11 protein-coding genes are annotated in these 15,207 nt (G+C 63.4%); 4 read left to right on the top strand and 7 right to left on the bottom strand.

What is annotated here, in order from left to right; translation table 11 throughout:
• Positions 1–124 precede the first annotated feature (124 nt).
• Positions 125–811 carry an HAD-IA family hydrolase gene (locus LAN37_02955; protein ID MBZ5646166.1) on the bottom strand — a complete coding sequence of 229 codons (687 nt, stop codon included), beginning with the start codon at positions 809–811 and terminating at the stop codon, positions 125–127.
• Between the two features lie 130 nt (positions 812–941).
• Here LAN37_02955 and LAN37_02950 point away from each other — a divergent pair, with 130 nt between their 5' ends.
• The 3 genes from LAN37_02950 to aroF all read left to right on the top strand — a co-directional run bounded on the left by LAN37_02950 (position 942) and on the right by aroF (position 6,061).
• A complete protein-coding gene (locus LAN37_02950; GenBank protein MBZ5646165.1) occupies positions 942–3,128 on the top strand; it encodes a dehydrogenase E1 component subunit alpha/beta in 2,187 nt (728 codons plus the stop codon).
• Positions 3,129–3,374: 246 nt separating this feature from the next.
• Positions 3,375–4,739, top strand: a complete 1,365-nt coding sequence (locus tag LAN37_02945; GenBank protein ID MBZ5646164.1) for an FAD-dependent oxidoreductase — start codon at positions 3,375–3,377, stop codon at positions 4,737–4,739.
• Positions 4,740–4,975: 236 nt separating this feature from the next.
• The gene (aroF, locus tag LAN37_02940; protein MBZ5646163.1) at positions 4,976–6,061 is read left to right on the top strand and encodes a 3-deoxy-7-phosphoheptulonate synthase; all 1,086 of its coding nucleotides are present in this window, start codon (positions 4,976–4,978) and stop codon (positions 6,059–6,061) included.
• Between the two features lie 72 nt (positions 6,062–6,133).
• Here the strand turns inward: aroF and LAN37_02935 are convergent, their stop codons facing one another.
• The 5 genes from LAN37_02935 to LAN37_02915 all read right to left on the bottom strand — a co-directional run bounded on the left by LAN37_02935 (position 6,134) and on the right by LAN37_02915 (position 10,259).
• Positions 6,134–6,550 carry a DoxX family protein gene (locus LAN37_02935; GenBank protein MBZ5646162.1) on the bottom strand — a complete coding sequence of 139 codons (417 nt, stop codon included), beginning with the start codon at positions 6,548–6,550 and terminating at the stop codon, positions 6,134–6,136.
• 15 nt (positions 6,551–6,565) lie between these two features.
• Entirely contained in the window at positions 6,566–7,747 is a 1,182-nt protein-coding gene (locus LAN37_02930; GenBank protein ID MBZ5646161.1) for a saccharopine dehydrogenase NADP-binding domain-containing protein, read from the bottom strand.
• Between the two features lie 70 nt (positions 7,748–7,817).
• On the bottom strand, positions 7,818–8,660 hold the full coding sequence (locus tag LAN37_02925; protein ID MBZ5646160.1) for a lysophospholipase: 843 nt from the start codon (positions 8,658–8,660) through the stop codon (positions 7,818–7,820).
• Between the two features lie 52 nt (positions 8,661–8,712).
• Positions 8,713–10,107, bottom strand: coding sequence for an amino acid permease (locus LAN37_02920; protein ID MBZ5646159.1), 1,395 nt, complete (start codon positions 10,105–10,107; stop codon positions 8,713–8,715).
• Positions 10,104–10,259: a 60S ribosomal export protein NMD3 gene (locus LAN37_02915; GenBank protein ID MBZ5646158.1), complete on the bottom strand. Its 156-nt coding sequence runs from the start codon at positions 10,257–10,259 to the stop codon at positions 10,104–10,106. The genes LAN37_02920 and LAN37_02915 overlap by 4 nt, the downstream gene beginning before the upstream one ends.
• Before the next feature lie 74 nt (positions 10,260–10,333).
• On the opposite strand from LAN37_02915, the gene LAN37_02910 reads away from it, so the two are divergent.
• Entirely contained in the window at positions 10,334–11,068 is a 735-nt protein-coding gene (locus LAN37_02910) for a class I SAM-dependent methyltransferase (GenBank protein ID MBZ5646157.1), read from the top strand.
• Between the two features lie 881 nt (positions 11,069–11,949).
• On the opposite strand, the gene LAN37_02905 is transcribed toward LAN37_02910, so the two are convergent.
• Positions 11,950–15,183, bottom strand: a complete 3,234-nt coding sequence (locus tag LAN37_02905; protein MBZ5646156.1) for a DUF3857 domain-containing protein — start codon at positions 15,181–15,183, stop codon at positions 11,950–11,952.
• Positions 15,184–15,207: the final 24 nt, after the last annotated feature.

Below are 15,207 nucleotides of genomic sequence, written 5' to 3'. Positions count from 1 at the left end.
CGGGAACTGCTCGCAGCGACAAGTCCTCTTTTCATGGCGTCATCCCGAGCGAGCCGCGCTTCGCGGCGAGCCGAGAGACCACTACCCGGTTAAGTTTTCTCCGTGTCCTCCGCGTCCTCCGCGGTTAGATCTTGAAAACGTCGGCCAGCTCGAAAGCGGTATCCACCAGCACATCCGGTGGCGTAGCCTTCAGCCGGTCGGGCATGAATCCGTAATTCACTCCAACCGTCCACATTCCGGCGTTCCGCCCGGTCAGGATGTCGATGTCCGAGTCGCCGATGATCACCGCTTCCTCGGGCTGGACCCCGGTTTCAGAGCACAGCGCCAGCGCGCCCTGCGGATCGGGTTTCTTGGTGGGGAAGCTGTTGCCCCCGTACACCTGCACGAAGAACGGGCCGATCCCCAGCGCCTCGCAGATGCCCCGGGACGGGTTCACGGGCTTGTTTGAGAGCACCGCCATGCGCCGCCCATCGCTGCCATTGCGGATCGCTTCCAGCGCCCCGAGCACGCCCTCGTACAGGGTCGTGTTGTCCAGCTTGTGCTCGCGGTAGTACTGGATGAAGTACTCCAACGCCTCGCGCATCACGTTGCCGTCGTCGGGATCGCCCATCGCCCGGCGTACCAGCATGGGCGCGCCGTCCCCGACGTAGCTCTCGACCACCTCCATGGGCAGCTCAAACCGGCCGAACTTGCGCAGCATCGCGTTGACCGCGTTGGTGAGGTCCACGCGCGAATCCACCAGCGTGCCGTCAAGGTCGAAGATCAGCAGCTTGATGCTGGCAGCGGGAATTTTGCGTTTTATGCGAATCATCGTTCCCGACGGCCGGACGTTTACGGCCTGCCTCCTGCCCCTTGTTTCGAGTATATCCGGCAGCTTGCCTGACCATTTACAATGTAGCGAATGCACCACCCCCGCTGCATCTAGACATCTGAGGAACTGAATGGCGACTACAAAGGCAGAGCCCAAGCCGCCCGTCGAAGCGGCGCCGGAAAAGAAGTCGAAAACCTACGAGGGTCTGACCGGCGAGCAGCTCATCCAGATGTACCGCCTGATGTTTCTTTCGCGCCGCCTGGACGACCGCGAGATCATGCTCAAGCGCCAGCAGCGCATCTTCTTCCAGATCTCCGGCGCTGGACACGAGGCTTTCCTGGTCGCCGCCGCCATGGCCCTGAAGCCCGGCTACGACTGGTTCTACCCCTATTATCGCGATCGCACGCTCTGCCTGACCTTGGGCATCACTCCGCTCGACATGTTGCTTCAGGCCGTAGGCGCCGCCGATGATCCCAGCTCTGGCGGCCGCCAGATGCCTTCGCACTGGAGCAGCCGCAAGCTGAACATCGTCACCCAGTCCTCGCCGACGGGATCGCAATTCCTCCAGGCCGTGGGCTGCGCCGAGGCCGGACGCTACTTCGCTCAGCACCCCGACTCCGCCCAGAAGGCCGACGGCGATTACCGCCAGTTCAAGGACCTCGTTTTTCACGGCGACGAGGTCGTGTACGTCTCCAGCGGCGATGGCACCACCAGCCAAGGCGAGTTCTGGGAAGCCCTCAACACCGCTTCCAACCGGAAGCTGCCCGTCCTGTTTGCCATCGAGGACAACGAGTACGCCATCTCGGTGCCGGTCGAAGTGAACACCGCCGGCGGCAACATCTCTCGCCTGGTGGCGAATTTTCCGAATTTCCATTTTGCCGAGTGCGACGGCACCGACCCCATCTCCAGCTATGCGGAGTTCCGCCGCGCCGTGGACCACATCCGATTGGGCAAAGGCCCGGCGTTCGTGCATGGCCATGTGGTGCGGCCGTATTCGCACTCGCTCTCCGACGACGAGCGCCTCTACCGCCCCGAGCCCGAGCGCCAGGAAGAGACTCGCCGCGACCCGCTCACCCGCACCCAGATGTTCCTCATCCGCGAGGGCATCCTCGACGAGGAGGGCATCAACAACCTGGAGCGCGAGGTGGACGAGGAGGCCCAGGAGGCCAGCGACCGCGCCCTCGAAGCCGCCCTGCCGGCGCTCGATTCCTACAAGAAGTTCGTGTACTCGCCCGACCTCGATCCCACGTCCGCCAACTTCAACTTCGAGGCCATGTCGGAGGGCGGCGACAAAACCATGGCCGACTTGATCAACGTCTGCCTGCGTGACGAGATGCGCCGCGACCCGCGCATCGTCATCTTCGGCGAGGACGTGGCCGACTGCTCGCGCGAGGAATACCTCAAGAAGAAGCTGGTCAAAGGCAAGGGCGGCGTCTTCAAGCTCACGGCCGGCTTGCAGAAGGAGTTCGGACCGGACCGCGTCTTCAACTCGCCCCTGGCGGAGGCCAACATCGTCGGGCGCGCCGTCGGCATGGGCACGCGCGGCCTCAAGCCGGTGGTCGAGATCCAGTTCTTCGACTACATCTGGCCCGCCATGCACCAGTTGCGCAACGAGATGCCGCTCATCCGCTGGCGCTCCAACAACGGGTTTTCCTGCCCGGCGGTGGTGCGCGTGGCCATCGGCGGATATCTCACCGGCGGCTCCATCTACCACTCCCAGTGCGGCGAGAGCATCTTCACGCACACCCCGGGCCTGCGCGTCTGCTTTCCCTCGAATGCGGTCGACGCCAACGGACTGCTGCGCACAGCCATCCGCTGCGACGACCCGGTACTCTTCCTGGAGCACAAGCGGCTCTACCGCGAGCCCTTCGGACGCGCTCCCTATCCCGGCCCCGACCACATGGTCCCCTTCGGCAAGGCGCGGGTCTGGAAGGAGGGAAGCGATCTCACGATCATCACTTATGGCGCGCTCGTTCCACGTGCCTTGCAGGCGGCGCAGCGGGCGGAGCGCGAACAGGGCATCAGCGTCGAACTGCTCGACCTTCGCACCCTCAGCCCGTACGACTGGGAGGGCATCGCCGCCTCCGTACGCAAGACCAGCCGCGTACTGGTGGCGCATGAAGACTGCCTGAGCTGGGGCTACGGCGCCGAGATCGCCGCCCGCATCGCTGACGAGCTGTTCGAGCACCTGGACGCCCCCGTCCGGCGCCTGGCCGCCGAGGACACCTTCGTGGCCTACCAACCTGTCCTGGAAGACGAGATCCTGCCCCAGGCCGACGACGTCTACCAGGCCATCCTCTCCCTGGCCCAATTCTGACCTTCCGGTGTGGGGACGGGCGGCTTTGCCCGTCCCCGCGCCCTCCCGAACCCGCAAAAACATGACGGATCCATACCTTCCTGTGCCACAATTCCCGACACGGCCCTGGTCCCGGGCGGTGTGCGAATCCGCACCAAGGTCTGTGACGCCCGTCACCGCCTCGGGTGTACCCCTCGGGCTACCGTGCACTATCCGGCACGGCTTTCGGGCCTTGCCGCAATACTGCCATTTTTCAGGAGGGGCCACGTGAAGACTGTTTTCGTTGTGGGGGCCGGCCCAGCCGGGCTGTTCGCTGCACAAAAGATCGCCCAGGCGGGGCATAACGTCATCATTTTGAACCGGGACATCAAGCCCGGAGGCCTCGCCGAGTACGGCATTTATCCCGTCAAGGACAAGATGAAGTTCGGGCTGCGCAAGCAGTTCGCCAAGATCTTCGCTCTTCCCAACGTGTACTACTTCGGCGGCGTCCAGGTGGGGACTGAATATCCGTTGAAGCTTGAAGACCTGCGCCAGTTCAATCCATCCGCCATCCTCTTTACCGTCGGCGCGCAGGGGACGAAGAAGCTGGGCCTGCCCGGCGAGAACTCCAAAGGCGTCTACTCGGCCAAGGACTTCGTCTATTTCTACAACCAGCTTCCGCCGTTCGCCTCGCAGGATTTCTCCACCGGCAAGCGCATCGCCATCGTCGGCATGGGCAACGTCATGGTGGACATCGCGCGCTGGGTCTTGCAGGACGATCCCAACCGCAAGACCGAAGAGCTGATCGTGGTCGCCCGCCGCGGCCCCTTCGAAGCCAAGTTCGACGAGAAGGAGATCGCCCACATCGACATGCACCTCGACCAGAAGGAATTCCTGGACGAGGTCGAGCGCATCAAGGAAAAGCTCATCGCCGTCGGCCAGGACCCCTCCAAGGTCGCCGACGAGACCTTCCCCTTCCTCAAGAAGCCGGCGTACACGCGTAAGCCGCCCAAGCTGCGCTTCCGCTTCCTGTGCTCGCCCAAGGAGATCCATGCCGGTCCCGACGGCCGCATCAACCGCCTGACTGTCACCGAGAACCTCCTGGTCGCGAAGGGAACGGGCACGGCCGCCAAGGCCACCGAGCGGACCTCCGACCTCGATGTCGACACGATGATTTTCGCCATCGGCGACTCGCACGATCCCAAGGTCGGCTTGCCCATGGGCCCGGACGGATTTGCCACTCGTCCCGCCGCCGATCCCAAGCAGCCCGTGTACCAGGTCTATGACCCGGCGACGAACCAGGACCTGGAGGGCGTGTACGTGGGCGGATGGGCCCGCCGCGCCAGCGAAGGTTTGGTCGGCATCGCCCGTCACGACGGCGAAGTCGCTGCCGCCGAGGTGCTCAAGTTCGTCGAGAGCGCCCCGGAGCGTGTCGCAGCGGCTCAGCCGAACGACATCCAGCGCTACCTCGACCGCAAGGGCCTCCGCCCGGTCAACAAGGCGGATCTCGAGCTGCTCGACGCCGCCGCCGAGCGCGAAGCCAAGGCCCGTGGCCTCGGCTTCTTCAAGTATTCCGACAACGCGACCATGCTGAAGGTCGTTGCTGAGGAGAAGGCCAAGAAAGGCGAGACCTGCGCGGTAAGCGCCGATTGAGCCATCTTTCGCATTGACACCCCGCCTGAGTTGGTGCAGAATGCACGGACTCAGGCGGATTTCTATGCGCGCCATTCGATTTACGAGCTTTACCTTTGCCGGCTTCCGATTTACCGGGAGCGGCTGGGGCGAAGCTTGCGCGCGCATGATCAGATGACATAACCGCCAAGATTTCAGCCAAGCAGCCGCGACTCCGGTCGCGGCTTTTGTTTTTTCCGGGGACTGGGAGGTCCGAGATGATCGTCAACATGAAAGACGGAGCAAGCGAGCAACAGATCGAGCACGTGATCGAGCGGGTGCGCGAAGCCGGCTACCAGGCGCACGTCACCCGCGGCACCGAGCGCTGCATCATCGCCGCCGTGGGCAGCGGCGGGCGGCGCCACGAGCTGGAAGCACTCCAGGCCGCGCCCGGCGTGGATAACGTGGTGCCCATCGCCCAGCCGTTCAAGCTGGTCAGCCGCCAGACCCGGCCGCAGGGGACGGTGGTCACGGTCGGCGACGTGCACATCGGCGCGCACAAGGTGGTGGTCATCGCCGGACCGTGCTCGGTGGAATCGCGCGACCAGATGCTGGCCACAGCGCACGCCGTCAAGCAGTCCGGCGCCACCATGCTGCGCGGCGGCGCCTACAAGCCCCGCACCTCTCCTTACGATTTCCAGGGCCTCGGAGTCGAAGCGCTGGAGATCCTGCGCGAGGCGCGCGAGCAGACCGGCCTGCCGGTCGTCACCGAGGTCATGGGCAGCGAAGACGTGGACCTGATCTCCGAGTATGCCGACATGCTCCAGGTGGGCGCGCGCAACATGCAGAACTACAACCTGCTGCGCCGTCTGGCTCGTTGCACCAAGCCGGTCCTGCTGAAGCGTGGCCCTTCGGCGACGATCAAGGAGTGGCTGCTGGCGGCCGAGTACCTGCTTTCCGGCGGCAACACCAACGTGGTGCTCTGCGAACGCGGCATCAAGACCTTCGAGACCGAGCTGCGCAACACCATGGATCTGGCCGCCATCGCGCTGGCCAAGGAATTGTCGCACCTGCCGGTGATCGCCGACCCCTCGCACGGCACGGGCCGCCGCAGCCTCATCTTGCCGGTTTCGCGTGCGGCGGTAGCGCTCGGCGCAGATGGGATCATCGTCGAGGTGCATCCGTGCCCCGAGCGCGCGCTCTCAGACGGCGCGCAATCCCTCGACCTGGAAGGGTTCGAGGCGATGATGCGCGGTCTCGCCGATCCCATGCGCGCACTGGCCGCGCCGGGCGCCCCGCAGAAGAAATACGCGGCCGCCGCCCGCGCCTCCGGCGCTCACGACCTGCAACGCTTCAGCTTTTAGCGGGTTGACGAATGTGAGATTGAGTCATTGACGATTGGACGGAGCACAGTCCATCGTCAATGGCTCAATGGATCAATCTTTTCCTTTGCCGCCGCCGCGGAAGAACACCGGATCCAGTGAGATCGGCCCCCCGCCGAAGAAGATGAGAGCGAAGGCGATGGCGGCGCAGGCCAGCGGGAACTCGTAGCCGCCGGGGCCCCGCAGGCCGTTCTTCCAGTGCACCTTCCAGATGGCGACGAACATGTTTATGAACACCGCCAGGCCGGCAAAGCGGGTCAGGAGCCCGCCGATCAGCAGGATCCCCCCGCCGAACTCCGCCGCTGCGGAGAAGTAGGCCCACCACCCCGGGAGTCCCAAACTGCCGACCAGCGACACGTGTTTCGACATGCCGCCGAACACCTTGCTGTAGCCGTGCGCGATCATGATGACGCCCAGCACGACTCGCAACCCCAGCAGCGCCAACGGCTGCAACCGATCGAGTACTCGCAAGCGCTCTTCTCCCGGCTATATATGCAGGACCACGGTGGAATCTGCGCTCACCGTCTCCTCCGAATAGTTGAGGCTGACGCCGCGCCGCTGCATCTCCGCGACGAACTCCGGCGTCGGCACGTCCGTCTCCTGGTAGATGCCGCCGCGTTTCGCGATCTTGCCGCTGCACATCATCTGCAGCACGATCGAGGCCGGCCAGGCGGTGGTGCGCATCATGGCCGACATTTTCGTGTCCGGTTCGTAGTCGTCGAACAGGGAATAGGCGTGCACCGTGTCGTGCGCGTGCGCCTCCACCCGCAAGACGCAGATGTCCGGGTCGTTGCCGGAGAACCTTTCCACCAGGATCTGCGACATCAGCTCGCGCGGCGCGATCTCAGCCTTGCCCACCTTCCGCTTCTCGCTGGAGAACAGGCCCAGGTCGTACAGCAGGCGCACCATGGCGAAGTGGATGGGATAGCGCAACGTCTTCTCGAAGCACTCGCCCACCTTGCCCTGGAAGGTCTCCGGCAGGGTCGAGGTGCCGCCTGAGGTGTGGAAGGCGATCAGCCGGGGCAGGCCGCGGACCTCGAAATCCTCGGGCTCGGTCAGGGGCTCGACGTAGGTGATCTTGCCGCCGCGCAGCACCTTCGCCGGTTCCACGTATTCGTTGATCAGCCCTTCCACCGAGAACACAAGCTGGTAATAGAACGGCGGCTTGGGTTGCTTGGGCAGCCCGCCAACGTAGATCTTCAGCGCGTCGGCCTCGCCCCCCGCCTTGCGCATCAGTTCGCCGGCCAGGATCGAGGCCATGCCCGGCGACAGCCCGCAATCCGGCGCGATTCCCACTCCTTTTTTCGCCGCCTGCTTGCTGAGCGCATACTCCTGCTTGACGACCGTGTTGTTGCCGCCCAGATCGGCGAAGTGGCAGCCGGCGTCGATGGCCGCCTTCGCCAACCCGAGGTTGAAGAAATACGGGACCGCCGACAGCGCGCCATCATGCCCGCGCATCAGCGTCTTCGCCGCAGCAGGTTTGCGCGCGTCGAAGGGGACTGCCCGCACCTTCTTGCCGCCGGCGAGCTTGTTGATCCGCGCTGCCGCCGCTTTGGCTTTCTTGGTGTCTCTGTCGGCCAGCGTGACCGCTTCCACAGTCTCGGCGCGCGCCATGTCATACGCCGCCGCCGATCCCATCATGCCTGCACCGATGACTAAGAGCTTCATAAGAGCACTTCCAAATTGATGATTGAATGGCCCGCCAGATTACAGCATCTGCTGGCACAGCACAAAACGGCTAGTGGATGAACTCGCGGAGCGCCTGGAGGTAGGCCGCACCGCCGATCTCCGCGATGTGATCGTGGTCCCCTCCGGGCACGGTGAAGAACCGTTTTGGCTGCGGCGCCGCAGCGTACAGATCCCGTCCGACCGCATACGGGATCACCGGATCCGCGTCGCCATGGATCACCAGTACCGGAATCTTCAACCGAGGCGCCTTGTGGAGTGAATCGAAGCGTTGCGTCACCAGCAGTCGCAGAGGAAAAACTCGAAACAGGGTCAGGCGGCGGCCCAGGTCGGCGGCGGACGTGAATGTACTTTCCAAAATGACCCCGGCGGCGTCGGGATGTTTGGCGGCGAGGTCCATCGCCACCGCGCCTCCCAGTGAGTGTCCGTAGATGTAGATATTCCGCGGTTGCACCCCGCGCTGTCCCACCAGGTAGTTCCACGCCGCTTCGGCGTCGGCGTAGACGCTTGCCTCCGACGGTAAGCCGCCCGTACTGTGCCCGTAGCCACGATATTCGACCGCAAGCACGGCGCAGCCTAGCTGGTGGAACCGCTGTGTCTGCTTCGCAAGACCCGAGATGCTCTCGGCATTGCCGTGGAACAGGATGATGGCCTTGCTGTTCGGAACCTCGGTCGGGGCCCACCATGCGTTCAGCTTCCCGCCCTCCGCGTCGTGCACCTCGATGAAGATGTCCTCGTATTTCACCCCGAAGTAGTCAGGAGCTAGGCTGACATCGCGGTTGGGAAAGAAGATTAGCCGCCGTTGTGCGATGAAGAGCGCCGCCCCAAGCAGCACGTAGACGGTCGCGAGAATCACGATGATCCGGCGCGCGAGATGTGCGATCTCCAGACCCATAGGATCAGCAGGTGCTCAATCATGCTCCACGGGGGAGCGGTTTCCCCTTCGTTCAGCCGGTTTTGTTGGCGCCACGCCGCCAGTACACGTATCCCGGCACGCCGATCAGCATGATGACCGCACCCGCGATCGCCTCCTTCGGTTTCTCGTACGCGACGATCGCCGCCCAAACGCTCGCGGCCACCAGGTAGAGCGCCGGCACGAACGGATATCCGGTGCAGCGATAGGGCCGTTCGGCATCCGGCCGCTTCTTGCGCAGCACGAACACGCCCGCCACCGTGGCCACGTAGGCGATCACGCCCACGAACATCACGTAGGTGTAGAGCTCGTCGTACTTGCCGCTGAGCGCCAGCACCCCCGACCACGCACCCAGCACCACCAGCGCCAGCGACGGCGTGCGGTAGCGCGGATGCACGTACGAAAGCTGCGGAAAAAAAGCGCGGTCGCAGGCCATGGCGTACACCACGCGCGCGCCCGCCAGGATGCAAGCCGACGCCGCGCCGAAGCAGGAGACCGTGATCAGCAGCGAGATCCAGCGCCCGACGCCCGGAGCGAAGAGCGTGATGGCCGCCGCTTTCGCGATGGTCCGCTCGTCCTTGATCTGCGCCAGTGGCAGCGCGTACAGATACACCACGTTCAGGCTGACGTAGATGATGGCCACCGCGATCACGCCCAGCACCAGCGCCCGGGGGATATTCCGCTGCGGGTTCTTCACCTCTCCCGCCGCGCAGGTGATGTAGTTCCAGCCGTCGTAGGCAAAGAAGACGCCGTTCAGCGCGACCACGACCGCGAACAGCAGCGGGATCGGGTGGGAGTTCGGCGCGGGCGTGGTGAAGTTGGCGCCCGATCCTTTTCCGATCGCAACACCCAGCACCACGAACACCGCGATGGCCGCGAACTTCATCCAGGTGGCGATGTTCTGCATGACCGCGACACGGCGCAGACCGATCACGTTGACCCAGGTCAGCACGGCGATGGCGAGCAGCGCGACCACCTGCCCGCGGGTGACCGACCATCCGCCGATCTCCAGCAGCGCCTGTTTCGCTCCGTAGGGAAGTACTTCGTCGCCGTAGGTGGCGAAGCCGACTGCCAGCGCCGCCACCGTGCCGCTGAAATTGATGAACAGCACCATCCATCCGAACAGGAAGCCGTAGAACTCGCCGTAAGCTTCGCGCAGATAGATGTACTGCCCGCCGGCGCTGGGGAACATCGCGCCCAGCTCGGCGAAGGCGAAGCACGCCAGCAGGGAGATCCCGCCGCCAATCACCCAGACCGCGAGAAAGAGCCGCGGATCGGACAGGTGTTCTGCGACGTCGCTCACCGCCAGGAAGACCGCCGAGCCGATGATCCCGCCCACCAGCAGCAGAACAGAATCCAGCAGCGACAGCCCGCGGACCAGCGTCGGCTTGGATTCGGCAGGAGTGGTCACGGGAGTGGAAGAGATCATCCGATCCCTAGCTCGTCGGGAGATTCCAGCGGCGTGCCGCAGACCCGGCAGATCACGGCCGAACAGTCCCCGCAGGTGAGCGGATCATCCACCTCGCGCCCGCACTTGGGACAGTAAAGCGGTTGCGGCTTCGCTTCAGCTCGTTCGGCCATTCGTGCGAACTCTACCACAGGGCCCATTTACAATGGTTTTCTGAGTACTGAGTACCGAGTACTCTCACCGAACCATGAATCCCGACGAGCGACTCCGCTCCGAATTCAACAAATGGGCCGAGGCCGGCCGCGGCGAGGAGATGGAGCGCCATCACCTCGACATCACGGAGAAGACCATCCGCCACATGGAGCTGCGTCCCGGCGAGCGCGTGCTTGACCTGGGCTGCGGCGCCGGATGGGCCACGCGCATCCTCGCCCGCCTGGTGGGCGAAGGCCCCGAAGGGCACGGGCAAGTCATCGGCATCGACATCTCCGACGAAATGATCCGCCGCGCCCGGGCGGCCTCGAAAGACTTCGACAACGTCATGTTCGTGGTCGGCTCGGCGGAGAAGATCCCCTGGGAAGAGAACTTCTTCGACAAGGTGCTCTCGGTCGAATCGTTCTACTATTACCCCGACCAGGACCGGGCGCTGAACGAGCTCTTCCGCATCATGGCCCCGCGCGGCCGGCTGTTCATCCTCATCAACCTCTACCAGGACAACCCCTACTCGCTGCGCTGGGTGGATTCTCTCGAAGTGCCGGTACACGCGCGCTCCAAGCAGGAGTACGTGGACTTGCTCCATGCCCACGCCTTCGAGGACGTGCAGGCTCTCCAGATCCCCGACGACACGCCTACGCCCGAGGAGTATTCCGGCAAATGGTTTAAGAACGCCCAGGAACTGCGCGAGTTCAAGCGCATCGGCGCGCTGCTCCTGATTGGGACAAAGCCCAACTTCCGCTCCCCCGCGCCGGGATACCAGATCTACTAGCGGACAGCGATCAGCCGTCAGCCATCAGGCGACATATCTACCGGGGGGTACCCCCCCTGCCTCGATATGTCGAAACAAAGGAGTTAGGGCCAGAAATATGTGAGGTATGTCGTTTCAAAGAACTGGGGACCCTTCCGTCTCGCTGCGCTCAGCGTCAGGGTTTCGGCGGCGGGCTCACACGCCCGCCAAACGCCTCAACTTAGGGGCGGAAATATGTCGGGTATGTCGTTTTCAAAGAACTGGGGACCCTTCCGTCTCGCTGCGCTCAGCGTCAGGGTTTCGGCGGCGGGCTCACACGCCCGCCAAACGCCTCAACTTAGGGCCAGAAATATGTGAGGTATGTCGTTTCAAAGAACTGGGGACCCTTCCGTCTCGCTGCGCTCAGCGTCAGGGTTTCGGCGGCGGGCTCCCGGCTTCGCCTGACGCCCGCCAAACGCCTCAACTTAGGGCCAGAAATATGTGAGGTATGTCGTTTCCAAGAACTGGGGACCCTTCCGTCTCGCTGCGCTCAGCGTCAGGGTTTCGGCGGCGGGCTCACACGCCCGCCAAACGCCTCAACTTAGGACCGCCGGATATGCCGGCAGCTGGGCGGCGCACGGGCCGCTACATCCAGAATAGCAAGTTCGAAGAGAGGGAACGGAGAGGGGCGCGCGAAAGAGCGAATGGAATCAGAGGGTTAGAGGGCCGGAAAATAAATCGCTTGACATAGCTGAAAGCTATACAAATCTAGATTTGGCGCGTGTCTGTGTTATCAGGGAGTTGCGGTGGGAGAAAAGACTCACCAACCCACCCAACGAAAACCGCGTTGGGTGGGGCACCCACGGTCTTTTTGCTGCGGGGCAGCCCGGTTCTATACTCGCCATGAAAGGTGGGCCACCCGCCTATTCGACGCTGCGGACGGCCTCGACGGGGATCAGGGCGAAGCTGCAGCCGGAATGCGGATAGCAGGCTAAAATGCCTCGGCGTACAACCCGCCCCGAGCTATTGGCAGGAAAAACGGCGTTGAACTTAGCTTCCGCGAGAGCCTTGCCGGCGTCGCGCATCTGCTGCGAGCCGCTGATGAACTTGATGTCCTCGACTTTGGGTCCCGGTCCCAGCAATACGAATGCCTCTGCCACGCCACTCAAGCTCCCCAGGCGGGGAAGAAGAACGGTGCGTTCCTTGCTAAGTTCTTCCCCCGGAAAAGGTGCACGGGCTCCGGCCTTCTGCGCGGGGGCGCCGAGAGCGTGGAGGCGTTCGTTCGAGGATGCGACGGCTTCGGTCGCTTCCGATCCCTGGCCTAGCGCCGGCGTGATGGAAGCGGCCAAGCGGTAGATGTGGATGGCGTCCTGGCGGCGATGCTGTGCCTCGTATGCCTGGCCGAGGTGGTTGCCGATGACGGGGTCCTGCAGGACGCTCCAAGCAGCCCGCAGGTACGTCTCGGCCTGCTTCAGATCGCCGGTGCGGAAATATACCCAGCCCAGGGTGTCCCAGTAGGCGCTCAAATTGGAGGTGTGCACCAGATCCGCCGCGGACATGGTGGCGAGCTTTACCTTGCTCGAGTCCTCTTCCTCCTCGTGGACGGCCTGTTGCGCGTACTTGAGCGCCAGGTCCAGGCGCTTGTTCTCGTTGGTCAGCATGTACGCGACGTTGTTCAGCGGGACGGGACCGGCGCCGAGTTTCAATACCTGGTCGAACAAAGCGACGGCTTTCTCTTCCTCGCCCGTGTGGAGGTAGGCGATGGCCAGGTTCGCGAAAGAGATGGGCTGGTCGGGAAACAGCTTGGTACTCTTCTCGAGATAAGGAATGGCGTCCTTGTATTTCTTTTGGGAGATGAAGAGGTTGCCGAGATTGGTGGGGGCGTCATGATCGTCGGGCGCGACCTTGGCGAGGTCCTGCCAGACGCCGATGGCTTCGTCGCGGCGACCGGAGGACGTCAGTGCGAAGGCGAGCACCTTGTACGAGATGACCTGCTGCGGGTTGGAGCGAACCGCGCCGCGTAGGGCCTCGATGCCCGCGTCTTTCTGCAGGGTCGCCAAGTACATCTGCCCGAGGACGATCCAGCCGCGGGTAAATTTCGGATCAGCGGCAACGGCTCGCCGGTAGTCGCGGATGCCCTCCTCCATCTGGCCGCGCTGGAGGGCTTCTTTCGCCTGATTCTCCGCCTCCATCGCCTTGGGGTCGGTGCTGTCGGGCAGCTCCCAGACGCGCCTCTGCAGGGTCCCGACGGCGACCTGCGCGTTCCGGGCCGTTGACGAGGAGAGTTCGACGTATTGGTCGCGGTCTTCGGCGACCTTCTTGGTGAATTCCTTGTAAGCGGCGACGGCGGGACCCGAGATCTCGCGCTGCTTGAGCAGAATGCGGTAGTGACCGGACAAGACACTGCCGGAGAAGCTGTAGGTGGCGTGGTACTCGATGAAATCCTCTTTGATGTTCTTCTCGCTGGGGATGGAAGCGGTGAATCCCTTGGGAAGCTCGACCTTGGAATCGAACACGAATTCTCCGGGGGTGCCCAGCCAGAAGAAGCGGGGCAACTTGCCATCTTCTTCCGCAGGAACCCCGAGCGCGCTTGGGGCGGGGACCACGATGCGACGATTCTTCCAGTCGGGGAAATCCTCTCGTTCGTAAGTGTAGGAGAGGCGAACGGGCGCAGCCGGATCCAGCCGGTCGACGGTGACGTCGCTGACTTTACCGGCGAAGCCGGTGGCATAAGAGATCTGCTGGATAAGATCCTTCCACTTGTCTCTGGGCAATCTGCGTAGCGCAGTGCGGAACTGGAACTCCAAGTCGCCGCGGAGGCTCTCTTCAACCTTGCCGGTCAAAGTGCCTTTGTCGTCGAGCTTGGAATCCATCTTGAAGGTCCAGGATGTAGGAAAAGGCGGATCCAACGCGGTTTTCTGAAAAGCGGGATTCTCGTAGATGATGAGCGCATCCTTGCCGCGCAGCGGAAGCAGAAGGTAGCCAAGCGGGGCGACTTCGGCCGTGGTGTCGAGCCACAGGATGTCTTGTCCACGCGGGACGGCGGTGATGATGTGGTCGAACTGCGCAGGCGACGGGACATCCATCGCCATCAGTCGCGACGAGCTGATCAGGGCCGGATAGGAGGGAATGCCTGCGGCGGCAAGCAAGGAGGCGAGCAAGGTGTGCTTATCTTTGCAGTCGCCATATTGATTCGCGAGCACCTCGGCCGCGAAATGCGGCTGGTAGCGACCGATGCCAAACGCCACTCCGATGTAGCGGAACTCGGAGCTGACGTACTCGTAGATGGCGCGGAGCTTGGCATTGTCGTCGGCGGAGTGCGCGGTCAACTCGGCAGCCTTCTGGCGAATCTCCGGGGAAGGCGCCACCCGATCCTGCTGGAGGCCGCCGTACCAGCGCGCCACCTCCTGCCAGCTCTGGAAAGTGCTGAGCTGAATGTCGGGTGCAGGCAGCTTGCCGGTGATCGTCAGCTGCGCGAGCTCGATCTTGGGCTGCTGGCTCTTGACGAGGTTCGAACGTGTCCAGGTATAGACGCGGCGAGCGCCGTCATCTTTGACCGTCGGCGGTAACTCGCTACTTAACTTCACCGCACGAGCGCGGGGAACCGAGATCTGCGCCGTCTGCTTGAGGACGATCTCGTCTTTGGAAAAATCCATGCTGACCCAGAATTGGCCGGGGACCAGCGGCTTGGCCTGGATCCAGTGACACTTGTACTCGAGCACGTCACCGATGCCGAGGCCTTTGACAGGAACGTGCTTTTCCCGCAGATCGCTGTAGAAAGGAGCCTCGCGCGTAATAGCGGCCGGCATGTCCTCGACGTCCCCAAGGGGCGTTTCGACGACGGATCCGTTCGCATGGCGGACACGGACGTAGTCGACTGCAACCGTTTCCGCAGCCTTCTGGTAGCCGATCGTCAGCACACCGAACGTTTGCAGGGCCACATCGGACTGAATGCGGATGCGCACGGAGACGTCACGGCTTCCGGTGCCGTCATTCTCAAAAGACCACCCGGAGGTCATCTCTTCGACGACATAGGCTTCGCCAGAGAAGTCCTTGTCGGCCTTCACCGATTTCGCACTTTCCTGCCCAGGCGCATACACCGAGATAGCCAGCGAGAAGAGGAGGCAAACATACGGCTTTCGTAAGCTTCCGAGCATATACGGGCTAGATTCTACCCCTCC

The sequence above is a fragment of the Terriglobia bacterium genome (assembly GCA_020073495.1).
Lineage (GTDB): Bacteria > Acidobacteriota > Terriglobia > Terriglobales > Acidobacteriaceae > JAIQFD01.
The sequence above is the reverse complement of the archived record's forward strand: the minus strand, read 5'-3'. Positions and strand labels throughout refer to the sequence as shown.